We start from the raw sequence: 26,016 nt of genomic DNA, 5'->3' as shown, positions 1-26,016 counted from the left end.
GCGCTTGAACAGGGCGCCACTAATTCATTGATGATGGAAGTATTGGCATGAATCTCCATGAGTATCAGTCAAAACAGCTTTTTGCTGATTATGGGTTGCCAGTCTCTACCGGCTTTGCCTGTGATACCCCGGAAGAGGTAGCAGCAAAGGCGAAAGAGATCGGTGGTGACAAGTGGGTAGTGAAGGCCCAGGTGCACGCTGGCGGTCGCGGTAAAGCCGGTGGTGTGAAGTTGGTGGATACCCCGGAAGACGCGGCGGCGTTTGCCAAGCAGTGGCTGGGCAAAAACCTGGTGACGTTCCAGACCGATGAACACGGCCAGCCGGTATCAAAAATCCTGGTGGAAACCTGCACCGATATTGCCAAAGAGCTGTATCTGAGTGCGGTACTGGACCGTGCCAGCCGCCGTGTCGTCTTCATGGCCTCCACCGAAGGTGGCGTGGACATCGAAACGGTCGCAGAAGAAACCCCGGAGAAAATCCTCAAAGCGGAAATCGACCCGCTGGTGGGGGCACAGCCCTACCAGGCTCGTGAAATTGCGTTCCAGCTGGGCCTGGAAGGCAAACAGGTCAACCAGTTTGCCAAGATCTTTGTAGGCCTGGCCAAGCTGTTCATCGACAAGGACCTGGCGCTGATCGAAGTGAACCCGCTGGTGATTACCGATGAGGGCGATCTGCACTGCCTGGATGCCAAGATCAACGTGGATGGCTCCGCGCTGTATCGTCATCCGGACATCAAGGCTCTGGACGATCCCAGTCAGGAGGACGAGCGTGAGCGTCGTGCTGCCGAGTGGGACCTGAACTACGTGGCGCTGGACGGCAACATCGGTTGCATGGTGAACGGTGCGGGCCTGGCCATGGGCACCATGGACCTGGTGAAGCTGAAAGGCGGTGCGCCGGCCAACTTCCTCGACGTGGGCGGTGGTGCGACCAAAGAGCGCGTTACCGAAGCGTTCAAGATCATCCTGTCTGATGATCAGGTAAAGGGCGTTCTGGTGAACATCTTTGGCGGTATTGTCCGTTGTGACCTGATTGCCGAAGGCATTATCGGTGCTGTGGAAGAAGTGGGCGTGACGGTCCCGGTTGTGGTTCGTCTGGAAGGTAACAATGCGGAGCTGGGTTCCCAGAAGCTGGCAGAAAGCGGCATGAACATCATTGCCGCACAAAGTTTTGATGATGCTGCCGAACAGGTAGTGAAAGCAGTGGGAGGTGCCGCATGAGCGTATTGATCGATAAAAACACCAAGGTTATCTGCCAGGGCTTCACCGGCAGCCAGGGCACACTCCACTCTGAACAGGCCATTGAGTACGGCACTCAGATGGTGGGTGGTGTCACCCCGGGTAAAGGCGGCCAGACCCACCTGGGCCTGCCGGTATTCAACACCGTGGCAGAAGCCGTGGCTGAAACCGGCGCCACCGCCAGCGTGATCTATGTGCCCGCACCGTTCTGCAAGGACTCCATTCTGGAAGCCGCAGACGCCGGCATCGAACTGATCGTCTGCATTACCGAAGGGGTTCCTGCGCTGGATATGCTTTTCGTCAAAGAGTATATCTCCCGCATGGACGGCGTTCGTCTGATCGGCCCGAACTGCCCTGGGGTAATTACTCCGGGTGAGTGCAAAATCGGGATCATGCCGGGCCATATCCACAAGCCGGGCAAGGTAGGCATCGTGTCCCGCTCCGGTACCCTGACCTATGAAGCGGTTAACCAAACCACCAAGCTGGGCTTTGGTCAGTCTTCCTGTATTGGTATTGGCGGTGACCCGATTCCGGGCATGACATTCATTGATGCGCTGGAATTGTTCCAGAATGACCCGCAGACCGAAGCCATTGTGATGGTGGGTGAGATCGGCGGTACCGCAGAAGATGAAGCGGCTGCCTATATCAAGGAGAACGTCACCAAGCCGGTGGTGAGCTACATCGCGGGCGTAACGGCTCCGGCGGGCAAACGCATGGGCCACGCTGGCGCCATCATTGCCGGTGGTAAAGGGACGGCAGATGAAAAGTTTGCAGTTCTGGAAGCGGCGGGTGTGAAGACCGTGCGCAACCCGGCAGAAATCGGCAAAGCCGTGAAAGAAGCGACTGGCTGGTAAATCCGCCGTTGGCGATACAAAAAAGGCCGGCATTTGCCGGCCTTTTTTGTGGGCTTAGTGGAGGAGGTCGTCGTCCAGGTCAAAGGACTCGTATTCATTGAGTTCCTTTTTCAGGCGGCGCTCTTCCAGCCGATCTTCGATGCGATGGCGCATGTCCATATTGAAGGAGCGGCTGCGAGCACTACGCTCTTCCTGCTCTTCCTCATCCACATTGTCATCCAGGATATCGAAATCTTCGTTCATCAGCAGATCTTCCGAATCAAGGTCTTGCTCATTACGATGGTTACTCATGGTGGCCTCCTTCCTGACCTCCTCAAACAACCTGTTACACGGGGCCATCGGGTCCGGTTCCCCGGTTTCCCAATGTCCTCAGCGCCTGTATATCCTCTGACTTTCAGCCTGACAAGTTTTTTTTTCTTTTCAATGATGAGTGGCGCTGAACGTCCGGGCAGAAGGTCTGCGTAATGATGAATAACCGCTTGCAGCGGGCGGTTCGGGAAGGCTAAATGTGATGCATATCATGCCCTTCACTCTAATAGAAAAATCAGTAACTTAAGTGCTGGAATGCCCGCAAAAGGCTTTGTAAAGTGGGGGAAGTTCGCCGGTTATCGGTAGGGCGACGACCCGTGGAGAGAATAAGAATATGGCAGAACTGCTGATTATTGTTGGGGTAAGCGCACTCATCATCACCACGCTGGGGCTGATGCATGAAGCCGGTAGCCGGGGCCACAGCTCGCTTTTTTTTCTGGTACCTCTGGTAAGCTTGGGGCAGGTGCAAAGCCATTGGGAATATTATCGCTGGTGGGCGCTGGGCCGTGTGGCAGCGGTGCTGACCACTGCGGTTGGCATAGGCCTGTTCGTGGTCACAGGCGGGAGCCTGGCGGGGGACGTTTCTACGCAACCGGTATCCAGCCAGAGTGGTCAGGTACTGCGTGGTGAGAAAAAAGCCAGCAGCACGGCTTTTGTTTCCTCGGAAGAGTCCGCTCTGCTGGTCGTGGCAGGGCAGGGTAAGCGCCTGACCGGGCGTTTGCACGGTGAGACATTCCGCTACGACCGGGTTGCTCTCATTGATGGGGTATTGACCCTGAGCCAGGGCGAAGGCTTTCTGGCCGATCTGGAAGTGCGCGTTCTGCTGGGCTGGAACCCGGAAGACATTACCGAACGTCGAACGTTGATTGTGGGCCCGTCTGATGAGGATGGCCCTGTGGTGCATCTGTCCTGGAAGCCGGAGAACCAGGATTACCCTGAAACCCGTATTTTCGACGGCGGCTATCGTATGGAGCTGGCGCTGGCACCGCTGGATACAGGGCAGCTTTCCGGTTCCCTTGTGTTGGTCATGCCGGACAGTTTCAAGAGCTATCTGACCGGGGACTTCACCGCCCATACCAATAATCTGCGTTACCGCAACGGCCAGGTCGACCTGTACTTTGATCACGAAGATACCCTGGCCCATGTGGCGGAGGAGTTTCTGCGAACCCAATTTCCAGAAGGGGCCGTGAGCACGATTGAGGCCCGACATGTGACCCTGCGCCGCACGGAAAACAGCGGCCAGGTCATGGCCGTGGTGGAATTGAGTAATGGTGCCGTGCAGGAACGCACGGTACGTCTGGAGAAGAGTGACGTGGGCTGGGCAGTGGTTGCTGGCTCCATGGAAACCCGTGTCACCACCGCCGCAAAAGAGGGCGGGTTGGAGCTGGTGACGCCAAGCGCCGAGAAGCCGGCTGAACCAGAACGGGCTGCGCCAGAACCGATTACGCAGACGTTCCCGGAACTGGTGGCGTACGAAAACCAGTCGGTGGTGCTGGAAACCACCGGAGGGCGAACTCTGGAAGGCGTCTTGCGCAAGGTGGGTGGCGATCGCCTGTGGCTGGTAATGAATGTGGGCAGTGGCAATGTGGAGCGCAGTGTGGGGGCGGATGAATTAAAGTTCCTGACTCTGTCCTCCGGTCAGAAAGTGGTGCTGACGGCGTCTGAGGGCGATCAGCCGGAGGCCGTTGGGGTTGAGCCGGCAGAGCCAGCGGCTGCCCCGAGCCATACCGCAGAGACCGTGCCCGCTGAACAAACTCCGGCTGCGAGCAGTGAACTCAAGGCACTGGTAGGGAAAAACGTGACGATTGAGACCAATGAGGGTCCCCGGCGCACGGGGATTTTGCAGGCAGTGGCTGACGATCACCTGACCTTGAGTGTGCCGTTGGGCGCGGGCAATATGGAGTACTTCTACGATATCGACAGTATTCGCCACATAGAGGCTGCCCGTTGAAGGTACTGATAACCGGTGGCAGTGGGTTCATTGGCCAGCATCTTTGCCGGCGACTGGCTGCCCACGGCCACGAGCTGACCGTTCTCACCCGCAAACCCCGTAAAGCCGCTCGCGTGCTGCCGGAAGGGGCGCGCCTGGTGACATCTCTGGATGACATAGAGAACGATGCAGCGATTGACGGCATCGTCAACCTGGCTGGCGAAAGCCTGTTTGCCGGCCGCTGGACTGAACGGCGCAAGAAAACGCTGTTTGCGTCGCGGGTCGGTGTCACGGAAGGCGTGGTGGGGCTGGTGTCCCGGTTGGATCGTAAACCGGCGGTGCTGGTTTCCGGATCAGCCGTGGGGTTCTATGGCAACGCGGACAACGCCGAACTGTCTGAAGAAAGCCCGGCGCGCAGGCGTGATTTCGGTTACTTGCTTTGCGACGCCTGGGAGCAGGCCGCCCGGCCGGTATCGCGCCAGGGGGTAAGGTTATGCCTGGTGCGCACGGGTATCGTGCTGGGTAGCGATGGCGGCATGTTGAGCAAGTTGCTGCCGGTGTATCGGCTTGGGCTTGGCGCCATGCTCGGTGACGGCAACCAGTGGCTGAGCTGGGTGCATATTGACGACATGGTGGCGGTGCTGGTGCGGGCGCTGGAAACCCCGGGTGTGGACGGCGTGTTCAACGCCTGTGCGCCGGCGCCGGTGACCCAGCGCGAGTTCCATCACAGCCTTGCCCGAAAAGTGAAGCGCCCGGCGCTGCTGCGTGTGCCATCCGCGGCGCTCAAGGCGGGCTTAGGCGAGCAATCGGCCATGCTGCTTGGCGGGCAGCGGGTTTATCCCCGCCGCCTGGAGCAGCAGGGCTTCATTTTCCGATTTCCGGACCTGGATTCCGCCTTGTCTCATCTGATCAGGCGTTAGCTCGCCCCCTTGAAAAAAAACGGTTTGCCCATATCTGTTCCTCAACATTACCCGCAGGTTCAGGAGTTAATCGTGTCAGCAGAAAAACAAACCCATGGGTTTCAGGCGGAAGTATCCCGCCTTCTTCACTTGATGATTCATTCTCTTTACAGCAACCGTGAAATCTTTTTGCGGGAGTTGATATCCAATGCATCGGATGCGTGCGACAAGCTACGTTTCCAGGCGCTGGATAATCCTGCGCTGCTGGAGCAGGGTGATGAACCCCGCATTACCCTGCAAGTGGACAAGGACGCGGGCACGCTGACCATTACCGACAACGGCATTGGCATGGGCCAGGATGAGGTAGTGGATAATCTGGGCACGATTGCCCGTTCCGGAACGGAAAAATTCCTCGCCAACCTGAGCGGTGATCAGAAGAAAGATGCTCAGCTGATTGGTCAATTCGGTGTGGGGTTTTATTCGGCCTTTATCGTGGCTGACACCGTCACCGTGGAAACCCGCAAGGCCGGCGAAGCCGCGGCTGATGGCGTGCGTTGGGAGAGTGACGGGAAAGGTGAGTTTTCCGTGGAGCCGCTTACCCGTGATGAATCCGGCACAGCAGTGATTTTGCATCTGCGTGACGATGCCTGTGATTTTCTTGATGATTTTAAAATTCGCCAGGTGATTGGCCAGTATTCCGACCACGTGGCTTTCCCGATTGTGTTGGTGACAGCCCCGGACGGTGATGACGAGGCCAAAGAGGAAACGCTGAATTCCGCCACCGCGCTCTGGCAACGGCCGCGAAGCGAAGTCACGGATGAGGAATACCAGAACTTTTACAAGCACATCAGTCATGACTTTCAGGACGCACTGACCTGGAGCCATAACAAGGTGGAAGGCAAGCTGGAGTACACCAGCCTGCTTTATATTCCGGCCCGGGCGCCGTTTGATCTGTACCAGCGTGAAGCCAACCGTGGCCTGAAGTTATACGTCCAGCGCGTTTTCATCATGGATGATGCAGAACAGTTTCTGCCCCAGTACCTGCGCTTCATCAAGGGGGTGATTGATGCCCCGGATCTGCCCCTGAACGTGAGCCGCGAGTTGCTGCAGGATTATGGCCCGGTACAGAAAATTCGTGCTGCGCTGACCAAGCGTGTGCTGCAGATGCTGAAGAAACTCAGCAATGATGATGAACAGTACGCCACCTTCTGGGCCCAGTTTGGCCAAGTGATCAAGGAAGGGGTGGCCGAAGACCGTGATAACCAGCAAGCCATCGCTGCCTTGTTGCGCTTTGCCACCAGTAGTAACCCGGATTCGGTGACTACCTCCCTGGATCACTATCTGGACAACAAGCCTGCAGAGCAGGACAGCATCTACTACCTGCTGGCGGACACCCCGTCGGCCGCGCGACAAAGCCCGCACTTGGAAGTGTTCCGCAAAAAAGGCATTGAAGTCTTGCTGCTCAGTGATCCCGTCGATGAATGGATGGTGGGCTATCTGGAAAGCTACAAGGATGTGAAGTTGGTCAATGCTGCCCGTGGTGAGCTGGACCTGGGCGATGATGAACAGGCGAACAACGATGATCCGCTGATTCAACGCCTGTCCGGCAGCCTGAGCGAGCATGTGGAAGCGGTGCGTGCGACGACGCGTCTGGTGGATTCCCCGGCCTGTCTGGTACTGGCGGAAGACCAGCTCGGCCCGCAGATGCGTCGAATGCTGGAAGCGGCAGGTCAGCCTGTTCCGGAGAACAAGCCGGTACTGGAGGTAAACCTGAGCCACGATTTGTTGGCCAAACTGAGCAGCATCGACGCGGGGGAGCGCTTTGATGATCTGGCTGCACTGTTGCTGGACCAGGCTATGTTGGCGGAAGGCCAGCTGCCAAAAGACCCGGCGGCAACCGCGCGTCGAATGCATGAAATGCTGGTGAAGACAGTCAGCAATTGATGGCAGACATCTGAACGCGCAAAGCTGGACGGCCCCCTTTTTCTCGAAAAGTGGGGCCGTTTTCGTTCATGGCGCGACGCAGAAAGTGACAAGGCCTTGAGCGGGGTTGCCTGGCCGATCTTTCGCAGTGAGAGCCGGAAGCTGGGCGCCTGACGCGAAAGCCTGCAAAGTGGCTGGCTGCTGCTTTGATTAATCTTTCAGCGGCTCCTTAACTGTCAACTGTCCACGGCTTCAATTATGATGCCCGAAAGCGTAAACAAGGCGTTCCTATGACGCAGAACAAGCATAATGCCGCCATTCTTGGCGGGGGCAGTTTCGGTACTGCCATGGCCAGCATCCTTGCGGCCAACGGTCACAGCGTGAACCTGTGGGTGCGCGATCCGGAAACTGCGGCCGCGATCAATATTGATCGCGAGAACAGCCGCTACCTTCCCGGTGCCGAATTACCGGAAGGGGTGACGGCCACTGACAACCTGGAAGAAGCCTTAACACACGCCTCCATGGTTTTTGTGGCGATTCCCAGCAAGGCGTTTGCCGAGGTGCTGGAGCAGGCCCGTCAGTGGGTGCCGGACAATACCCTGGTGATCAGTTGTACCAAGGGGATCTATGCGGAGGGTTTCCTGCTGATGAGCGAGCTGCTGCATCAGTATTGGCCGCATACCCGTATTGGCGTGCTCAGTGGCCCCAATCTGGCCAAGGAAGTGGTGGAGCAGAAATTCACCGGTACGGTGATCGCCAGCCCCGATGAGCAGCTGCGACAGACCGTGCAGGACGCGCTGAGCTGCGACTATTTCCGCGTGTACGACAACCCGGATATTTATGGTGTCGAACTTGGCGGGGCGCTAAAAAATATCTATGCGGTGGCATCAGGCATGGCCGCTGCCATCGGGGTAGGTGAGAACAGTCGCAGTTTTCTGATTACCCGTGCGCTGGCAGAAATGAGCCGCTTCGCGGTGGAACTTGGCGCCAATCCGATGACCTTCCTGGGCCTGTCCGGGGTGGGGGATCTGATTGCTACCTGTACCTCGTCGCTGTCACGCAATTACCAGGTGGGCTTCCAGCTCGGCGAAGGTAAAAGCCTGGAGGAAGCGATTGCGCACCTTGGGCAGACTGCCGAAGGGATCAATACCATCAAACTGGTGGCTGACAAGGCGGCGGAACTGGATGTTTATATGCCTTTGGCCACCGCGTTGTACAAGGTTGTCTATCACGGCAAGCCGCTGGAACTGGTCATCCAGAATCTAATGAGTGGTGAGTACAAGCACGATGTGGAATTTCAGCTGGGTGCATTCAGCTCATGAAACTCTACCTTAGCCGCCACGGGCAGGCCGTGTCCCAGGCGGCCACGGATGCCCTGCGGCCGCTAACGGAAGCCGGACGGGCGGCACTGCTCTCGCATTGGCAATCCTTGCAAGGCCGTGGTGTCCAGATCAATGGCCTGATCGTGAGCCCGTACCTGCGCGCCCAGCAGACCGCAGATTGTATTGCCCAGGTATACAGTGGCTTATCCCGGCAAGAGTGCCCCTACCTGACCCCCGATAGCCAGCCCCAGGCCCTGTTTGACTGGCTGTTGGCTAACCCGCCAGCGCCGAATACGGTGCTGGTGAGTCATATGCCGCTGGTGTCGCAATTGACCGCCAAATGGACCGGAGTACCAGAGCGGGTGGGCTTCAATGTGGGGACGGTTGCCTGTTTCGATGTGGATGTGACCGCCGCTGACGGAGCGCAGTTGCTATGGTTATGCAGTCCTGGCGAGGAGCTCACTAGCCGTTAATCGGTGATTCACCACCCTTGATAGCCCCCTGTGCACCGTTCACCGATCCGGTCTTTGCAACGAGAGATTGGCGTCGTAGCCTGAATCTGGTGACACAACGAACGCATGGCAGACTCCTGAACCGTGTCACCGGAACCACACCTGAGGGGGGAAATCATGGTGTCTCCTTGCACCGTGAGGCTTAGGTCGAATTAAGCACCAACCATCGGTTGGTGCTTTTTTTATGCTGTTCAGCGGTCCGGGATCTGAATCGTTACTGCCTGTTTTTTACGGGGTGGTTCAGGGCTGTTGCGTATCCGTAGTGCTGTTTTCCATGGGGCCCCAGGCCAGTTTCTCGATGGGGTCGCCATCGGAACCCACCAGGTTGATGGCCATGGGAATGCGGGCCAGAAATTCCAGCCCTTCTGTTCTTCTTAATTCTTTCAGATATTGCTTAACCCGGCCGCTGATCCAGGGGTGCAGTGTTGCCTTGATGCTGACGGCCTTGCCGCGTGCGCCCCGTTGCTGGAACCAGTCCATGAGTGCGGACCGCATGACCGGAAAGTGAGCCTGGAACTGCTCAAAATCATCAGCCACCAGGTAGATGTCGTATTGGTACAGGTTGCCTCGCCAGCTCAGGCCCAGCTTGGACTCTTTCAGGCGCAAGCGCGGGGCCAGTGGCGTTGTGGTGCCCTGTTCCTGGGGCCGGTAGCGGGAGCGGTCTGCGGTATAGTGCCCCGGGCCGGGCTCCAGATTATCCAGTTGGGCAATCAGCGCGCTGCCGCTTTCCGGGCGGTCTGCCGGGTCTTTGGCCAGTAACTGGCGGATCAGTGGCTGGTAGCGGCGTAATGCCACTGGCAGCAGGGGGAGTGGATCGCGCAGATGGGCCAGGCCCATGCTGCGTGCGTCCGGGGCGCTAAACGGGGGCTTGCCCGCCAGCATTTCGTAGAACACGCAACCCAGGGAATAGAGATCCGATTGTAGCGTCAGCGGCTGGGAGCGATGTTGCTCGGGGCTCATGTACTTGGGCGTGCCCATGATGGCATTAGACTGGGTCACGCTGGTATCGCGCAGCACGTTGGAGGCGATACCGAAATCCACCAGCAGAGCGGAACCGTCGGCGCGGAACAGCACATTATCGGGTTTGACATCGCGATGGATAAAACCGTGCTCGCCGGCATAGTTCAGCGCGCCGGCCAGCTGGCGCAGTATGCTCAGGGCATGACTCTCATCAAGGGCGTCGTCGGCGAGGCGCTGTTTGAGGCTGCCGCCGGTCACGTATTCCATGGTGAGATAATAATAGCCCTGATGCTCCCCCACGTCGTAAACCGGCACGATATGGGGATGGTTGAGGCTGGCAACGGTGCGGGCTTCCTGCATGAAGCGCTCGGCGAAGCGAGGTTCCAGCGCCAACGTCGGCGTCAAAATCTTGATGGCAACCTGCCGCTCAAAGGAGTGCTGGGTGGCAAGGAACACATGGGACATGCCGCCTTTGCCCAGCCGGCTGGTCAATCTGTATCCGGGAATTGAAATGGCCATGATATTTTTTATAGGTCGTCCTGACCGTCGCAGTATAGCCGGGGGCTATTCGGGTTGCTCACCGTACAGGGCATTCATTTCTGCCTCTGATCGGCGTGCGCGCGCTAATTTGGCTTCCAGCCGTTTTTTCTGCTGATCAAGACCAAGGAAAAACGACACCTTGCTTTGTAGTAGCTGGGGATCGATGGGCTTGAACAGATAATCCACCGCGCCACTGCGGTAGCCCTGCTGCACAAAGCGGGTTTCCTTGGAGATCGCGGTAACAAAGATGATGGGCACGTTCTGGGTGCGCTTGTGAGAACGCATGATGCCCGCGACTTCAAAGCCATCCATTTCGGGCATCTGTACATCCAGCAGGACCAAGGCGTAGTCTTCCTTGAGCAGTTTGGACAAGGCTGCGTTGCCACTGCTAACGCTATCCACCTGGCAATCCAGGTCCTCGAGCACCACTTCCAGGGCGACCAGGTTCTGTGGGGTGTCGTCCACCAGAAGCACCCGGGAAGCGGGGAGCTGGAGGTCGTCGTCACCAGTGGGGGAGATGCTGTTCATGCTGTGGTCCGTAACGTGCCTGAGTTGATACTTTAAGCTGATACGAGCGTATCAACTTTTTACTGATTCGTCTCCTTCTTCCAGCTTCCACTGCTGAACGGCAACCTGGTTTTTCACCTGCTCGAGAACGTCCAGCAGGGTGTCGCGAACCAACGCATCCAGTTGCTCACCTTCACCGCCGGCGGCGTTGATCAGGTCGTGCAGCAGTTGTTCCAGCTGCGGGCGATTGGCGGGGGAAGCCAGGTCATCCACCAGTTGGTCCACGAAGGCGCTGCCGGTTTCACGCACGGCATCGCCCAGCAGGGCGATGGCCCGGGGGCCAGCAACAGGGATGGCGGCCAGGCGCCGGCCTGCCTGGGTGCGCACCAGGGATTCGTCTGTCAGATGAGAAAAGTATTCGGCCAGTTGATCGCGATACTGGCCATGGCTTTTCTGGGTGGCGTTGGCGATGCGGGCGGCGGCAAAGCTCACCAGTTGCTCCTTGCGCGGAGCCAGGACCTGGGATTCGATACGATGGAGCAGGGGGCTGCCACCACCAATTTCCCGCTGAGCGCCACTTAGCACATTGACCACCACGCGGTCGGAGATTTCTTCCACGACGATGCCGTAGTACTTGAGGATCGTCTGCCCCAGCCAGGTTTGCGACAGGTCGACGATGCCCATGCGCTGCAGCCGGAACAGCAAGCTGATGACGCGCAGAATACGCAACCAGCGGAAGCTGCCCACGGGGATGCAGCCAAGCAAGTCGTACCAGTGTGCAAAGGGGTAGAAGAACCAGCGGTGGTACGTGCGCCGGGCGATGGCGACGATCCAGCGAATAGTGAATTCGGTCAGGTAAACCGCCACGAAGCAGAGGTCGTAGAACAGGAAATCGTTGTGAATGGTGTCCCGGTAAAAATCATGGAATGCCGGCGTCAGTGACGCCAGCAGTTCCTGAACGGGAGGAACCTGAAACAACCAGTCGAACAGGATCAGGCCCAGATTGGCGATGACCAGCACAATCATGCCCAGGTCGATGATAAAGCCAAGGGTATCCAGGTTGGCTTTCAGCTTTTCCGGGTGCAGCCTGATCTTCATGGGAGGCCCTGTTCAGCCGTTGAAACGCGCCCATACCGGGCAATGGTCCGAAGGTTTTTCCATGCCGCGCATGTCGTAATCCACACCGGTGGTATCCAGCTTGGCCATGAGCGGCTGGGTGGCGAGCACGGTGTCGATACGCAGCCCGCGCCGGGGCTCGCGATCAAAGCCCTTGGAGCGGTAGTCGAACCAGGAGAATACATCGTCGGTGGAGGGGTTCTGGTGACGGTAAGTGTCGGTCAGGCCCCAGCCCACCAGTCGTTCCCACCATTCTCTCTCTTCCGGGAGGAAGCTGGTCTTGCCTTCGCGCAACCAGCGCTTGCGGTTGGCTTCGCCAATGCCGATATCCAGATCGGTGGAGGAAATATTGAAATCCCCCATCACCGCGACTTGATCGCTGGGCTGGTGATGATTGATCAGATAATGCTGCAGGTCTTCGTAGAATTTTTTCTTGGCCGGAAATTTTGTCGGGTGCTCGCGGTTTTCTCCTTGCGGGAAATAACCATTGAGTACGGTGATCAAGCTGCCGTCGCTATGTTTCAGGGTGCCGATGATCATGCGCCGCTGGGCATCTTCCTCGTCAGTGGGAAAACCGTACTGCACAGATTCCAGTGGTTCACGGGTAATCAATGCCACCCCGTAGTGGCCTTTCTGGCCAAAAAAATAGGGGTGATAGCCCATGTCCCGAACCGCCTGCTCCGGGAATTCCGGATCGTGGACTTTGGTTTCCTGCAGGCCGATCAATGCGGGCTGGTACTTGTCGATCACCGTCTGTAGCTGATGCAGACGAGCACGAATGCCATTGATGTTGAATGAAATCAGGGTCATAGCGCCTCCTTTGTGCCGGCATTGTACACTACCTGGAAAGCACCGGCCGCATATGCCTTGCCAGGATGTATGGCGTTATCGGCCATGGTGTCGCTGTTGCCAGTGCCGCTATGATGTGCCTTTTGTTTGGGCCGGACACCCAGGCCCCAGGGAGAGTTCATGCCTGAACAATCAGGTCATCGTCAGGTGCTTGCCTTTGCTCACGCCAATGGCATACCCGGGCACAGTTACGACACTTTTCTGGCACCGCTGGCAGAGGATTATCAGCTGGTGGTACTGGACCGCGCCGGGCACGATCCTGCCTTCCCGGTGGATGATGGCTGGCACAGCCTTAGCCTGGAACTGGAGGCTCAGCTGGCGCCGTTGCCCAAACCTATCGTGGGGGCGGGGCATTCGCTGGGGTCGGTATTGATGTACCTGGTGGCTCAGCGCCATCCGGACTGGTTTTCCTGCCTGATCATGCTCGACCCACCGATGATGAATGGTTTGCATGGGGCGTTGATGCACGCAGCGAAACTGACGGGGCAAATCGATAAAGTGACCCCGGCAGGTAAAAGCCGTGGGCGCCTGGATTACTGGCCTGATTGGGATTCCGTGGTCAGCTATTTTTCTTCTCGTGGGCTGTTCAAGGCGTTCGATCCCCGTTGTTTGTCCGATTACCTGAAAGCCGGTGTGGAACCCTGGCAAGACGGCTGGCGGCTGCGTTTTCGGCCGGAAGTGGAAGTGGAAATTTTCCGCCATACCCCCACAAACGCAACCCGGTTGCCGCGGCTGAAAGTGCCGGGCGCTATCGTAACCGGCAAGGATTCGCCGTCACCCTTCCATGACAGTGCCAAACGCCACGTGAAACGCCACCGCATGCTGCATCGCATCGCGGAGGGTTCGCACATGTATCCGCTGGAAAAACCCGAGCAGACCCTGTCGCTGTTTCGGGAATTGCTGGATGAATTGCAACCGAAGGGAGCCTGATGAATGGACGCCATCGAACGAAAATTCAGTGTCTACGGCCAGACGCTCAGCGCGCTCGAATGGCCGGGCCGTGACGACGGTGGCACCGCTGAGCCCGTTCTGGCCTTGCATGGCTGGCTGGATAACGCGGCCTCATTCTCGCCACTATCGACCTACCTGAAACGGCCGTTGCTGGCGCTGGACGTATCCGGCCATGGCCATTCCGACCACCGTCCTGATGGTGTGGTCACCCATTTGGTGGATCACGTTCGTGATGTGCTGGCCGTGGTGGACCAGTTGGGCTGGGAGCGTTTTACCCTGATGGGGCACTCCATGGGAGCGGGCATTGCCTGCCTGTTCGCGGCGGCCTGCCCGGAACGGGTATCCCGATTAGTGCTGATTGAAGGGTTGGGGCCGCCCAGCACTGATGGCAAGGATGTGGCTACCAACCTGCGTAAAGCGCTGGATGATTCTGCTTCCCTGGCCGGGAAGCGCAAGCCGGTGTATGCCCGTGTCGATGATGCGATTGAGGCGCGTACTAAAGGGTTTGGTGGTTTGAACCATGAAGCCTCTGCGCTCCTGAGCGAGCGAGGCTTGATGCCGGTGGAAGGGGGGTGGACCTGGCGGGCGGACAGCCGCCTGCGGCTCACCTCTTTTTTGCGCCTGACCGAAGAGCAAGTCGAAGGCTTTATACGTGCCATCAAGGCGCCGACCTGTCTGATCATTGGCGAACAGGGCATGGGAGGGAATGGCATGTTCGATCACCGGTTGGGCTGGCTGGAGGGCGCTTCGATTGTGCGATTGCCAGGGCGCCATCATTTGCACATGGAAGCACCGGAAAGCGTAGCCGCCAGCATTAACGATTTTCTTTGCGCCACGGATGCAATCATTGAAGACTGACCAAAACCACCAGGGTATGCATTGATCCGGTTTTAATCGGTCATGGTGCTGTGAAGCTGTGCGGTTATCCTCGGAAGAAATCGAGACAGATTCCGTCAGGGGAGCAGTATAATGAAAGTGGTTGAAGTGGCAGGATTGGCCGATTACGTTGGCAAGGAATTGGGTACTTCAGACTGGTTTCAGATCGATCAGGAGCGCATCAATGCCTTTGCTGATGCCACTCTGGATCACCAGTTTATCCACGTGGACCCGGAGCAAGCGCGGAGTACACCGTTTGGCACCACCATCGCCCACGGTTACCTGACCTTGTCACTGCTACCGTATCTACAGGCATCCATCGACGATTTCCTGATGCCAAAAGGCATGAAAATGGCGATGAATTATGGCTTCGACAAGCTGAGATTCATGGCCCCGGTGAAAGAAGGCAAGCGTATTCGTGCGCGCGCTACCTTGCTGGAAACCACCGAGAAACGGGAAGGGCAGTGGTTACTCAAGTTTGCCTTTACGGTCGATATTGAAGGTGAAGACAAACCTGCGCTGGCCGCTGAATGGTTGCTGATGTACTTCGTTTGACCGGCTTTGCCTGCGGTTTGTGTAAACGACGGGCCGCAGGCAGCGTTACGCAGGGTGAGGTGAAGCAAAAGCGCTGACCGTTCACTGGATTTTTCCCTGGCTTTGCACTTCTGTGATCTCTCTTTGCTGATTTCCTGCTATTCTTGATCTGCTGATTTCGTCGTACTGTGTCGTATTGTAGTGTGTCGACGGCGTTAGTGCCTCCCCGGGCGCATTCTCCGACATGAGCGCAGACACACACGCTCGGTACATAAGAAAAACAGAACAGAAAGGCAGGGCAGGAAGATGTTGCACCGTCCCCGGCAGTGGTTACGCCACATCATAGATAACCGTTCCGCCATCCGTCGGGATCTGCGCCTCAGCCTGAATCACCTCACTGACATTCCCCGCATGGTCATGCCGGCAGGGGATGAGCCTGGTATTCGTTCCGAACTTTCCTGGTCGTCCTATTCCAGTCGTGGTGAAGCCCTGCTTTCCTTGCTGCAACTGCTGGTTCCTGCTACCCGGGAATCCATCAGTCAGGGCACGCTGGTGTGTCACCCGCCCCGTGCGGTGCGTGAGAACACGCGCAGTCGCTGGTTTTTCATTAATGGAATAGGAACCGCGGGGCCGGTGGCGTTACTGAATGCGTCGGAAATCGCCCGCTTGTTCGGGCGACCCGTGCATTTGATTCACACCCCGACCTGGGGGTTGTTGCGTGATGTAGCTGAATCGATTACCGCCAGAACACTGCGCAAGGATGGCAAGCTGTCACGGCCGGCAATGCACATTCTGGTGGATGCACTGGAAAACAATGATCGCGTTGTGCTGGTGTGCCACTCTCAAGGTTCCATTGTTGCCAGCTACATCGTTCGCAAACTGTTGCGCCATCCCAGTACCCGCCTTCTGGTCAAGAAGCTGGAGCTGTATTGCATCGGCGGCGTGGCTGACAGCCTGGATATCGATCCGCAACTGACTTTGGCAGCGGGGCACCCGGTGCCGTATGTGGAGCACTTTGCCAACGGACGCGATTACCTCGCCCAGTTGGGCATCCTTTCCCATCTTGATAGCACCGCAGGTACGGTTTACTGCATGGCAGCCCGGCCTGGACATCTTCTCAACGAACACTATTTGCCTGCTATTGTGCGGGGGGACTTTTGTCAGCGCCGGTCACGGCTTTATGGTTATGTGCGCGGGCGTGAGCCCGGGCCGCAGGGTGCGCTGGCGCTTTTGGAAAAGGAAACCGGCAATCATGGATAAGGCGCCTAAACCCTTACTGCTGTTTGTGGATGACTCCAAGGTAATGCGCCTGGCGGCGGACAAGATGCTCGGTGGCGAGTTTCGTGTCGAGGTGGCTGAAAATGGTCTCCAGGCCTGGACCATGATTACCAACAACCCGTCCATCAGTGTGGTGTTCTCTGACCTGGCCATGCCGGAGATGGATGGCTTTGCATTACTGAAAAAAATTCGCACCAGCGAAGATGAAGGTATCGCTGGCTTGCCGGTAATCATTGTCACCGGTGCGGAAAATGATGAAGAGGCCCGCGCTGAAGCACTGCGCCTGGGGGGAACGGATTTTATCAGCAAGCCGTTTAATTCCACGGATTTGCTGGCCCGGGCCAGAGCCCATGCCAATTACCAGAACGAGCGCAAGGAACTGGCCAAGCAGGCAATGATTGACCCGCTGACCCGGCTTGGCAACCGCCGTTACCTGGAGCACCGCTTGCGCCAGGAGCTGGCATTGGCCGCGCGTCAGCAGTACAAGCTATCCGTCGTGCAACTGGAGATTTACCAATTCAATCAACTTTTCGTACAGCTTGGTAAAAAGCGAACGGATATGGTGCTGTTGAAGCTTGCGCAATCACTGCGTGGGGTGATCCGCAAGGAGGACTCCCTGGCACGCAGCAGCGTGGCGCAATTTACTGTGTTGCTACCCAGTGCCGGCCCGGCGGGCGCCAAACGGTTTGTGGAACGGGCATTGAAAGTCAGCGAAAAGCTGGCCTTCCAGTTCCGTGGCAAGGTGCAGCGTTTGCCTCTGACCGTGATTATCCAGACCCCGGCCGCTCATGCGGGATTGACGCCGCGTCAGGTACAACTGACGCTGGATGAACAGTTGAAACAGGCCCGTACCCTGGGGCCGGGTGCGGTACTCAGTGATGATGCTGACACCACCTTGTCGGTGGATGACGCGGCCCCCATATTAACGATTGAACAGGCATTGGCGCTGTTGCGAGCGGGGAAATCCCGTCCCGTTGTCAGTGCCTTGCCGGATTTGAAGCGCCAGCTGGCACCGCTGTTACAGTTGATGAAGCGGGTGGCCTCAGGGCAGGAGACAGTATGAAAGTGATGGTTGACCGCCAGTACCCCATCGGTGTGGACCGGCTTTACGAAATCCTGACGAGCAAAGCGTTTTATGAGACCCGCTACGAGTGGGGCAAGGTGGACAATTACCGTTTTGGGGCCTTTGAGGATACCCCGCGGGGAAAGCTGATTCAGCTGATCCAGCCCATCGAAATACGCACAGACAAGGTGCCGTCCATGGCACGCCGTTTCTTGCCGGAAAGCGCGGATTTGCTGACAGAGTTTCTCTGGACTCCCACCACACAGGCTGGTCGCTATCAGGCCGAGTACCGGTTTGAATTGGGCAACGTCCCCATGAAAATCAGTGGTGTCATGGTACTCACCGGGGATGACAAGGAAGCGGTTCAGCACACCGAAGTGGAAATAAGCAGTTCGGTGCCGCTGGTGGGTAAAAAACTGGTATCGCTGGTCGCACCGAAAATTGACGATGCGCTGGCGGGGGATTACCGGCATACGCTGCGCTACGTGGAAACCTTTGCCTAGGGCCTGTTATCGTGGTGCCAAGGCTTTTGTGAGCAGCCTGCGCCTGGTCCGGTTTATGGCTCGGGTTCCCGGCGGCGATAGCGCTGTCCGCGTTGCTGCATTTTGTTATCCCAGCGTTTTCTGAACCAGCGTTTAAGACGCCAGTGCGCTCGGGTAGGCGCCGAGGGAAGATGCAGGGTTGCGCTCTCGGGCTTGTCCAGCATGGCCATAATATCGGCACTCAGAGACAGCGCAGTATCCAGGCTGTCACGAATCTTGCGTTCAAAGCGGGCCTGGCTGAGCGGGTCCGTGGCATCCAGCTGTACAGATAGCTCCCGGTAAAGGGGCAGTGCAATAAGGGTGGCGTTGACCGGGCTGTTGGCCAGTTCGCTGTTCAGGCTTTCGGTGAGGGCGACAATGCCTGCGTAGGTGCTGCTGCTTGCTGATGTCAGTGGCCCGGCCAGTAAACCGCAATCGGGCACCACATTAATAATTCTCCCGTTTCCCTGTTTCTTCATGGCCGTCAGGGCGCTTTGGCAGTTGTGCACGACGTGCATTTTCTGCTCGCTGGCCAGCGCTTGCCACTGCTGTTCCTGGATGGCTTCAAAAGGCCCTACCAGCAGGTTTCCAGGCAGGTTAATGATTACGTCCAGCTGCTGCCAGCGGCGCAGAACCCGATTTATACCCCGTTGAATATCCTGAGCATTCCCCGTGGTTGTTTCGATGAAGAGGGCTTCATGGCCGCCTTCATGCAGGCTGCGGCACAGCGCACTGCCGGTGCGTGTGTCGTCACTGGCGATGGCAACCCGGTAGTGGCCGGCGGCCGCCCGGGCCAGGGCCTGGCCGAGTGGGCTGCAGCCGCGGGTGATAAGGAGGGTGGGCGATTGTTTCAACGTGTCTCCATATGCGAGAAGCAAAGCAAAAATAATGTTGTGAACAGGTGTTGACTTGGAGAATTATAAAGTTAACATGTGTTCACATAAAGCATTAAAGGGAGCAATTGTTATGACTTTATTCTCACGTTTGTTCAAAGATACCCTGGCCCTGATGATTGCGGTTGCCGTAACGGTTTTTCTCGTGGCAGGCCTTGAAAACAACGGTGAAAACCTGTTTTCCGCAATGCTGGCGTTTGCCTGCATGGTACCTGTTATTGGCAGTGCTGCTGTTGCCATCAAGCGCGACTGGGATAATAGCGGGTCTGCACACGCATTCTAAGACTGTTCACTGGCTGTTGCATCTCGGTCCGCATGTCCGGCTGTTGTCGTTACCGTTTCCATCTCGGAGACCGGTAGCGACAACACCTGTTCTTCCCCCTCACTCCGTGCCAACACCACGGTAACCACGCTGTCGCCCCAGACGTTGACTGCAGTGCGGCACATATCCAGCACGCGGTCGGTGACCAGAATCAGCCCGATGGCTTCTGCCGGCAGGCCGATGGCGCCAAGAATCACCGTAATCGCCACCAGCGACGCAGCGGGAATGCTGGCCACGCCGATGGAGGTGAGCAGGGCGGTGATCACGATCATGAACTGGGTGGTCAGCGACAGGTCCAGGCCGTAGGCCTGAGCAATGAACATGGCTGCTACACACTCATACAGGGCGGTCCCGTCCATGTTGACGGTGGCGCCCAATGGCAGCACGAAGCTACTGGTGCGCGTCGATACCCCGGAGCGTTTCTGCACACATTCCATGGTCAGAGGCAGCGTTGCGGCCGAACTGGCGGAAGAAAACGCGGTGAGCAGCGCGGGTATCATGGCTTGGATATGGCGAAGCGGTGAGCGCTTGGTTGCCAGGGCAATCAGGATCGGCATGAAAACAAAAGCATGCAGGCCCAGCGCTACCAGTACGGTGAGGAAGAACCAGGCGAGTGGCTCGATGGCATCCATGCCGGTGCGGGTTACCGTGGCCGCGATCAGGGCAAATACGCCCAGCGGGGTGAAGCGGATCACCAGCATGGTGATTTTCATCACTACCTGGTAGATGCCGTCGATAATGTTGCGCAGGCTCTGGCCGGAGGGCGAGCGCTCGGTACGCAGGAAAAACCCGAACAGTAGCGAAAAGACGATCAGCCCCAGCATTTGGCCGTTGGCTGCCGCCGCTATCAAATTGGGCGGCAGCATCTGGCGGAGGATATCGGTGAAATCGCCGGCCCCACGGCCTTCGATTTTAGCCAGCGCATCCTCGGTTTCCGTGGCCAGGCCGAGTAACTCCCGGGCGGGCTGATCATTGATAATGCCGGGGCTGAACAGGTTGACCACGGTGAGGCCGATCAGCACGGCTACCAGGGTGGTGGTCATGTACAGGGCCACGGTTTTCAGGCCCATCCGCCCCAGATTCTGCCCATCGCCGACGCCCACCATGCCGTTGATAATGGCCGTCACAATCAGCGGGATGACGACCATTTTCAGGGCATTGATAAACAGGGTTCCCACCAGATCGTAACCACTGAGCACAGGTAGCCCGAACAGCGTGCTGGATTCGGCGGTGAAACTGCCTGCCAGTGCGCCGGCCAACATGGCAATGAATATCTGGTGGTGTAATTTCACTATCTCCCCCCCTGGTGGCCATCAATGGCCACCCGTGCCTTTACTTATTCCATTCCTGAGAGTACCTGATCCTGTCTCTGTGCACAGCGGGGCAGAACTACATCAAGGTTTGCAGGGCCTCCTTGTCATCCAGCCGGGCCAGTGTTGCCTGGTAAGCGGGCCTTGAGTTGCTGGTCTGCCTCGACAGGCCCCAGCTGTTCGCATAACAGCACATAGTGCGGTTCAGTTGGTCACGCAAGCTGGCCAGGGGCAGGGGCTTAGTGATTTGTCCCGTGATTGCAGCCAGTATTCCATGGTCAGTCGGGTTTCGGTGCTAACACTGCGCTGGCGCAGTTGTGCCCCCAGATCCAGCTGTAACTGGGTGGCTGCCCGTTTGCCAAGCCTCTGCCACAGGGCCTGGAGCAGGCACTGAAACGCATGGGTGCACGGGTGCGCTTCGGTGTGGCTGTCGTTGCTGTTGGCCAATGGATCGGCGGCAAGTTCGCTGTCGGACAGCGTCATCGCTTGCACCAAACTCATGTGAATATGGTGGCGCCGCTCGCCCAGGTCGAACAGGCGGCATAGGTCGCTGACAAAGCCTTGCAGGGAAAAGCTCGGTCGTTCCGCGTAATGCAGCTGCCAGTGGCTGATCGCCTCCAGCAGTACCGGCTCATTCATGTAGGGCGCCAGGCCGGTGACGATAGCGCGTCGCCGACGCTGGACGCTTTGGTTGATGGGCGCTGGGCTCATGGACGCAGCTCCTGCCCGCGGGCCTTGTCTGCGTTGTAGGTGTCACGGTTGTAGAGCGTGTTCTGGGGGAATTCCGGGTAGCCGGTTTCGGCGTGCTCGCTGAGGTCCAGACCCCGTTGTTCGTGCAGAGCCGGTGCCCGCAGGCCTGCCAGAATGGATACCAGCATGTACATGATCAGCGCGGTGAAGAATGCCCAGCCGAATGCCACGATTACTCCCAGCAGTTGAACCATCACGCGCTGCCCGTTAAACAGGTCGCCGTCGTAGAACAGCCCGGCAGCCAGGGTGCCCCAGGCACCGGCGAAGGCATGCACAGGGACGGCGCCGACCACGTCATCCAGGCGGAAGGCGAGCAGAATGCGGGCGCCGAAAGCCGCCAGCGCGCCGGCCACCAAGCCGGTGATGACGGCAAAGCCGGGTGCCATGACGGCACAGCCAGCGGTCACCGCCACCAGCCCCGCCAGGCTGCCATTCACGGTTTCTGTCAGTAATACCGGGCGGCGACTTACCATCCGGTAGATAACGCTGCCCACGGCACCGGCTGCGGCGGCCAGCTGGGTATTCAGATTCACCTTGGCGATATCCACGCTGGCAGAGAGGGTGGAGCCCCCGTTGAAGCCAAACCAGCCGAACCAGAGTATGAAGCCGCCCAATGCCACATAGGAAAGGTTATGGCCGGGAATGGTGCGTGGTTTGCCCTGGCTGTCGAAACGGCCGAGTCGCGGGCCTACCACCATAATACCGGCCAGTGCGCACCAACCGCCGATACTGTGGACCACCGTGGAGCCGGCGAAATCAATAAAGCCCATCTGGGCGAGCCAGCCATTGCTGTTCCAGGCCCAGTTGCCGAACAGCGGGTAGATAAGGCCGGTAATCACCACTGCACCGCACAAATAACCCACGTAGCGGGTGCGTTCCGCCATGGCCCCGGAGGCGATGGTGGCGGCGGTAGCGGCGAACATGATCTGGAACAGGAGCATGGCCCAGGTGCTGGCGTCAGCCTGGTTGAGCATGAACTGATCCTGCCCGAACCAGCCATTGCTGCTGGTGCCGAACATCAGCCCGAAGCCCACGGCCCAGAACACCAGAGTGCCAACACACAGGTCCATGTAGTTCTTCATGACCACGTTCAGTGAGTTTTTTGCCCGGCTCAGCCCGCTCTCAAGCAGTGCAAAACCCGCCTGCATGAAGAACACCAGCGCCGCAGCGATGGCAATCCAGACGGTATCGGTGGCAGTCAGGGTATCGGCGTTGGCGAACTCGGGAAGAATCAGCAGAGAAAGCCAGTGATAGCGTCGCAACAGCATAGCGGTGAATCCCATTCGTCATTGGTTGTGAGAAGGGATTGCAACCGCTGTGCCAGCGCGTAAAGCCGACGGAATCAGGGGGTTTGTAGTTCTTTTGTCTTAATGAATGCCCTGTTGTGGTGCTGAGAGTTTTTGTGGTGCGCAACGCGCCCTATGCGGTGGCATCCACGGGCTGACCCATCTGCCGGATGAGTTGAAGCTGCCGCTCGGACACTTTCTGTACCGACAGGCGAGGCCGCACCACAAGCTCCATGTCGGCAAATTCGGGGTGGTGCTTGATCTGCTTCAGCGTCAAGGGCTGCGGGTAGTGGCAGGCAAACTGTATATCGGCCTGATACCAGCGGGGCATTTCGCGGGTGCTGCGTGGGTCATAGCCATCCGCAGCAGGATCAAACTGGGTCGGATCGGGGTAGGGGTCGCTGGTGACGCGGGCTTCGCCAACAATGGCGGGGACCGCGCAGCTGGAATGATAAATCAGCACGGTATCGCCGGCTTTCATTTCATCGCGAAGACGGTTGCGTGCTTGATAATTGCGCACGCCATCCCAGCCGCTGGTGGCGTTCTTGCAGTTGCGCAGATCATCGATGCTGAAGGCATCCGGTTCCGTTTTTAATAACCAGATAGTGCTCACTCCTGTGGGTGATGTTTGAGAAGGCACTCCTTGGCCTGGCTGATGCTGCCACAAATGTAAACGGGAAAGGCCGGTTTGTTAAGCTTCAGCATCATATTGGCATAGGTCCGGTTGAGTACGCTTTCCAGCACCATCGCCTTGGCTTCGGTAATTTGCGCAAAATCCTCGCCACAGGAGTAGCGGGCGGCGGTGTAATCCAGCCCTTTGATATGGCCGACGTAAATGGTGAGCTGTTTACGCTGCTGGTGCTGATTGAACAGGCGCAGCCGTTGCCGGTAAATGGACAATTGAACGCGCATGTCCACCTGGGTGCCTTTCTTTAGCTCGACCAGGGCGAAGGGGCCCTCCTGCGTTACCGTAACCGCGCTCATTGCTGTCCTTTTACTGCAAGCGTGACAGGCTTTTATAACCGATTCTGTGCTAATCTTCAGCGCTTCTTTTTACTGGTGTTCGTCAACGGTGCAGGATCGAGGGTGATCGGCGCAGTTGTCAGTAGCGTGTTGTCGGTGGAGGTGGATGCGTGATCAGTTCGCAACAACAGAATGAGGCCATGGCCACCCTGCAAACAGTCCGTGACTGTCTGCGTTTTGGGGAAAGCATGCTGCGCAGTGGCGGGGTGTTCTTTGGGCATGGCAATGATGATCCCTGGGATGAAGCCCTGGCCCTGTTGATGCATCAGCTGGCGTTGCCGCTGCAGAGCGATCCCCGGATTCTCGATGCCCGTTTACTGCCCTCTGAAATCAGTGGGTATCTGAGTCAGCTGGTGAAGCGGGTGAATGACCGGGTCCCGGTTCCTTATCTCACCCATGAAGCCTGGTTTTGTGGCCTGCCGTTCTATGTGGATGAGCGGGTGTTGATACCGCGTTCGCCGTTGGCTGAGCTGATTGAGCAGTCCTTTACGCCCTGGGTCGATCCTGAGCGAGTGCATCGGGTGCTGGACCTGTGTACCGGTAGTGGCTGTATCGCGATTGCCTGTGCCTACGCGTTTGAGCATGCCCAGGTGGATGGCAGTGATATCAGCGCTGAGGCACTGGCGGTATGTGAGGAAAATATTCAGCGCCACGGGCTTGCGGAGCAGGTGCGGGCGCTACAATCCGATGGGCTGGCCGCGGTGGATGGCCCCTACGACCTGATCGTCTCCAACCCGCCCTATGTGGATGCCCAGGATATGGCGAGTTTGCCGGACGAGTACCGCCATGAGCCAGAGCTGGCGTTGGCATCCGGTGATGACGGCCTCGATTTCACGCGCAAGCTGTTACTGGATGCACCGGATCAGCTGACTGAAGAGGGTGTGCTGATCGTGGAAGTGGGCAACAGTTGGGAAGCCATGTTGCAGACCTGGCCCCAGGTGCCGTTCTTCTGGTTCGAATTCGAGCGAGGCGGGCACGGGGTGTTCATGCTTACCCGCGCGCAGCTGCTAGAATACCGTGACGATCTCCTGGCTGATTGAGTCAGCGATGCGGCAAGAGCCTTTGCCAGTCTGAAGTGATTTGACGGATTTTTTTTGTAATAGATTGATTTTATTAATTTTTCAAGAGGGGCAGCATGTCCGGTAACAGTTTCGGTGAGCGTTTTCGCATTACCACTTTCGGTGAAAGTCATGGCCCCGCCCTGGGCGCTATCGTGGACGGCTGCCCCCCGGGCCTGGAAATCAGTGAAGCGGACCTGCAGGTTGAACTGGACCGCCGAAAGCCGGGCACCAGCCGCTATACCACCCAACGGCGTGAACCGGATCAGGTGAAAATTCTCTCCGGGGTGTTCGAAGGCAAGACTACGGGCACTTCCATTGGCTTGCTGATCGAGAATACCGACCAGAAATCCAAGGATTACTCCAACATCGCCGGCACTTTCCGTCCTGGCCATGCGGATTACACCTACACCCAGAAATACGGTTTCCGTGATTATCGCGGCGGCGGACGTTCCTCTGCCCGGGAAACGGCCATGCGCGTGGCCGGCGGCGCCATTGCCCGCAAATTCCTGGAGCAGCGCCTGGGCATTCGTATCTATGGTGGCTGCACCCAGATTGGTGATGTGAAGGCCGAGTCCTGTGACTGGTCGGCGGTGAACAAGAATCCGTTCTTCTTCCCGGATGAGAGCAAGGTGCCGGCCCTGGAAGACCTGATCAATGCACTGCGCAAGGACGGCTCTTCCATCGGTGCCCGCGTGGAAGTGTTTGCCGATGGTGTGCCGCCCGGTTGGGGCGAGCCGGTTTTTGATCGCATTGACGCGGATCTGGCCAAGGCAATGATGTCCATCAATGCGGTCAAAGGGGTGGAAGTCGGCGACGGCTTTGCCGTGGTGAACCAGCGCGGCGAGCAGCATCGCGATGAAATGACCCCGGAGGGTTTTTTGAGTAACCATGCGGGCGGCGTGCTGGGTGGCATCAGCTCCGGTCAGACCGTTCGCGTGGCCATGGCGCTCAAGCCCACTTCCAGCATTCTGATTCCCGGCAAGAGCATCGGGCTGGACGGTGAAGCTGCCGAGGTGGTGACCAAGGGGCGCCATGATCCTTGTGTCGGGGTCCGTGCTACGCCCATTGCCGAAGCCATGCTGGCTATCGTGCTGATGGATCATTATCTGCGCCACCGTGGTCAGAATGGGGATGTGGTGCCGCCGTTTGCGCCGATTCCAGGGTAAGTAACGCCTGACGCCAGATGCAGGAT

27 protein-coding genes are annotated in these 26,016 nt (G+C 58.0%); 16 read left to right on the top strand and 11 right to left on the bottom strand.

Translation table 11 applies throughout. From position 1 onward, the window contains the following. The first annotated feature begins 47 nt into the window (after positions 1-47). Together sucC and sucD are read left to right on the top strand one after the other, a co-directional pair. Positions 48-1,217, top strand: coding sequence for an ADP-forming succinate--CoA ligase subunit beta (gene sucC, locus ADG881_RS02865; protein WP_007149713.1), 1,170 nt, complete (start codon positions 48-50; stop codon positions 1,215-1,217). Beyond that, positions 1,214-2,089, top strand: a complete 876-nt coding sequence (gene sucD, locus ADG881_RS02860; RefSeq protein WP_007150875.1) for a succinate--CoA ligase subunit alpha — start codon at positions 1,214-1,216, stop codon at positions 2,087-2,089. The genes sucC and sucD overlap by 4 nt, the downstream gene beginning before the upstream one ends. 54 nt (positions 2,090-2,143) lie before the next feature. Here sucD and ADG881_RS02855 read toward each other — a convergent pair whose 3' ends face one another. Beyond that, positions 2,144-2,380, bottom strand: coding sequence for a PA3496 family putative envelope integrity protein (locus tag ADG881_RS02855; RefSeq protein ID WP_007150109.1), 237 nt, complete (start codon positions 2,378-2,380; stop codon positions 2,144-2,146). A 352-nt stretch (positions 2,381-2,732) separates the two neighbouring features. On the opposite strand from ADG881_RS02855, the gene ADG881_RS02850 reads away from it, so the two are divergent. The 5 genes from ADG881_RS02850 to sixA all read left to right on the top strand — a co-directional run bounded on the left by ADG881_RS02850 (position 2,733) and on the right by sixA (position 8,945). Beyond that, a complete protein-coding gene (locus ADG881_RS02850; RefSeq protein ID WP_007150443.1) occupies positions 2,733-4,349 on the top strand; it encodes a hypothetical protein in 1,617 nt (538 codons plus the stop codon). Continuing rightward, on the top strand, positions 4,346-5,248 hold the full coding sequence (locus tag ADG881_RS02845) for a TIGR01777 family oxidoreductase (protein WP_007148626.1): 903 nt from the start codon (positions 4,346-4,348) through the stop codon (positions 5,246-5,248). The genes ADG881_RS02850 and ADG881_RS02845 overlap by 4 nt, the downstream gene beginning before the upstream one ends. Positions 5,249-5,320: 72 nt before the next feature. Further along, the gene (gene htpG, locus ADG881_RS02840; protein ID WP_039926006.1) at positions 5,321-7,171 is read left to right on the top strand and encodes a molecular chaperone HtpG; all 1,851 of its coding nucleotides are present in this window, start codon (positions 5,321-5,323) and stop codon (positions 7,169-7,171) included. Between the two features lie 269 nt (positions 7,172-7,440). Next, positions 7,441-8,472: an NAD(P)H-dependent glycerol-3-phosphate dehydrogenase gene (locus tag ADG881_RS02835; RefSeq protein ID WP_007150965.1), complete on the top strand. Its 1,032-nt coding sequence runs from the start codon at positions 7,441-7,443 to the stop codon at positions 8,470-8,472. After that, a complete protein-coding gene (gene sixA / locus ADG881_RS02830; RefSeq protein WP_007151305.1) occupies positions 8,469-8,945 on the top strand; it encodes a phosphohistidine phosphatase SixA in 477 nt (158 codons plus the stop codon). The genes ADG881_RS02835 and sixA overlap by 4 nt, the downstream gene beginning before the upstream one ends. Before the next feature lie 279 nt (positions 8,946-9,224). Here the strand turns inward: sixA and ADG881_RS02825 are convergent, their stop codons facing one another. From ADG881_RS02825 to xthA, 4 genes are all read right to left on the bottom strand, one after another. Next, on the bottom strand, positions 9,225-10,436 hold the full coding sequence (locus ADG881_RS02825) for a serine/threonine-protein kinase (protein WP_007149798.1): 1,212 nt from the start codon (positions 10,434-10,436) through the stop codon (positions 9,225-9,227). A gap of 72 nt (positions 10,437-10,508) precedes the next feature. Next, positions 10,509-11,012: a two-component system response regulator gene (locus tag ADG881_RS02820; protein ID WP_007151590.1), complete on the bottom strand. Its 504-nt coding sequence runs from the start codon at positions 11,010-11,012 to the stop codon at positions 10,509-10,511. A 51-nt stretch (positions 11,013-11,063) separates the two neighbouring features. Then, on the bottom strand, positions 11,064-12,089 hold the full coding sequence (locus tag ADG881_RS02815) for an ion transporter (RefSeq protein ID WP_007150460.1): 1,026 nt from the start codon (positions 12,087-12,089) through the stop codon (positions 11,064-11,066). Positions 12,090-12,101: 12 nt separating this feature from the next. Next, complete coding sequence (xthA, locus tag ADG881_RS02810) at positions 12,102-12,917, bottom strand: exodeoxyribonuclease III (protein ID WP_007150217.1); 816 nt, start codon at positions 12,915-12,917, stop codon at positions 12,102-12,104. A 159-nt stretch (positions 12,918-13,076) separates the two neighbouring features. Between xthA and ADG881_RS02805 the strand changes: the two genes are divergently transcribed. The 6 genes from ADG881_RS02805 (at position 13,077) to ADG881_RS02780 (ending at position 18,161) form a co-directional block, all read left to right on the top strand. Next, positions 13,077-13,886: an alpha/beta fold hydrolase gene (locus ADG881_RS02805; protein ID WP_007150239.1), complete on the top strand. Its 810-nt coding sequence runs from the start codon at positions 13,077-13,079 to the stop codon at positions 13,884-13,886. Between the two features lie 3 nt (positions 13,887-13,889). After that, a complete protein-coding gene (locus tag ADG881_RS02800; RefSeq protein WP_007148549.1) occupies positions 13,890-14,765 on the top strand; it encodes an alpha/beta fold hydrolase in 876 nt (291 codons plus the stop codon). Between the two features lie 111 nt (positions 14,766-14,876). Next, positions 14,877-15,338: a MaoC family dehydratase gene (locus ADG881_RS02795; protein ID WP_007149958.1), complete on the top strand. Its 462-nt coding sequence runs from the start codon at positions 14,877-14,879 to the stop codon at positions 15,336-15,338. Between the two features lie 285 nt (positions 15,339-15,623). After that, on the top strand, positions 15,624-16,577 hold the full coding sequence (locus ADG881_RS02790) for a hypothetical protein (RefSeq protein WP_007148423.1): 954 nt from the start codon (positions 15,624-15,626) through the stop codon (positions 16,575-16,577). After that, entirely contained in the window at positions 16,570-17,658 is a 1,089-nt protein-coding gene (locus ADG881_RS02785; protein WP_007150823.1) for a diguanylate cyclase domain-containing protein, read from the top strand. Before ADG881_RS02790 ends, ADG881_RS02785 begins: the two co-directional genes overlap by 8 nt. Beyond that, positions 17,655-18,161: a DUF2505 domain-containing protein gene (locus ADG881_RS02780; RefSeq protein WP_007151245.1), complete on the top strand. Its 507-nt coding sequence runs from the start codon at positions 17,655-17,657 to the stop codon at positions 18,159-18,161. Before ADG881_RS02785 ends, ADG881_RS02780 begins: the two co-directional genes overlap by 4 nt. Positions 18,162-18,214: 53 nt before the next feature. Here the strand turns inward: ADG881_RS02780 and ADG881_RS02775 are convergent, their stop codons facing one another. Beyond that, entirely contained in the window at positions 18,215-19,033 is an 819-nt protein-coding gene (locus ADG881_RS02775; protein WP_007148807.1) for an SDR family NAD(P)-dependent oxidoreductase, read from the bottom strand. A gap of 112 nt (positions 19,034-19,145) precedes the next feature. On the opposite strand from ADG881_RS02775, the gene ADG881_RS02770 reads away from it, so the two are divergent. Then, a complete protein-coding gene (locus tag ADG881_RS02770; protein ID WP_007150122.1) occupies positions 19,146-19,355 on the top strand; it encodes a hypothetical protein in 210 nt (69 codons plus the stop codon). Here the strand turns inward: ADG881_RS02770 and ADG881_RS02765 are convergent. From ADG881_RS02765 to ADG881_RS02745, 5 genes are all read right to left on the bottom strand, one after another. Continuing rightward, a complete protein-coding gene (locus ADG881_RS02765) occupies positions 19,352-20,686 on the bottom strand; it encodes a dicarboxylate/amino acid:cation symporter (protein ID WP_007148835.1) in 1,335 nt (444 codons plus the stop codon). The genes ADG881_RS02770 and ADG881_RS02765 overlap by 4 nt on opposite strands. Positions 20,687-20,908: 222 nt before the next feature. Further along, positions 20,909-21,415: a hypothetical protein gene (locus ADG881_RS02760; protein ID WP_050760106.1), complete on the bottom strand. Its 507-nt coding sequence runs from the start codon at positions 21,413-21,415 to the stop codon at positions 20,909-20,911. Then, entirely contained in the window at positions 21,412-22,737 is a 1,326-nt protein-coding gene (locus tag ADG881_RS02755; RefSeq protein WP_232211676.1) for an ammonium transporter, read from the bottom strand. The genes ADG881_RS02760 and ADG881_RS02755 overlap by 4 nt, the downstream gene beginning before the upstream one ends. A 136-nt stretch (positions 22,738-22,873) precedes the next feature. Beyond that, entirely contained in the window at positions 22,874-23,353 is a 480-nt protein-coding gene (locus tag ADG881_RS02750; protein WP_007150384.1) for an EVE domain-containing protein, read from the bottom strand. Further along, a complete protein-coding gene (locus ADG881_RS02745; RefSeq protein WP_007149949.1) occupies positions 23,350-23,724 on the bottom strand; it encodes a hypothetical protein in 375 nt (124 codons plus the stop codon). The genes ADG881_RS02750 and ADG881_RS02745 overlap by 4 nt, the downstream gene beginning before the upstream one ends. 149 nt (positions 23,725-23,873) lie before the next feature. On the opposite strand from ADG881_RS02745, the gene prmB reads away from it, so the two are divergent. Together prmB and aroC are read left to right on the top strand one after the other, a co-directional pair. Continuing rightward, positions 23,874-24,803 (top strand): 50S ribosomal protein L3 N(5)-glutamine methyltransferase, encoded by a 930-nt coding sequence (prmB, locus tag ADG881_RS02740; protein WP_007148532.1) that lies wholly within the window; start codon positions 23,874-23,876, stop codon positions 24,801-24,803. 95 nt (positions 24,804-24,898) lie between these two features. Further along, positions 24,899-25,990, top strand: a complete 1,092-nt coding sequence (gene aroC, locus ADG881_RS02735; RefSeq protein ID WP_007150886.1) for a chorismate synthase — start codon at positions 24,899-24,901, stop codon at positions 25,988-25,990. Positions 25,991-26,016: the final 26 nt, after the last annotated feature.

This window comes from Alcanivorax sp. DG881 (assembly GCF_000155615.1).
Lineage (GTDB): Bacteria > Pseudomonadota > Gammaproteobacteria > Pseudomonadales > Alcanivoracaceae > Alcanivorax.
This window is presented reverse-complemented; position numbering and strand designations above follow the sequence as displayed.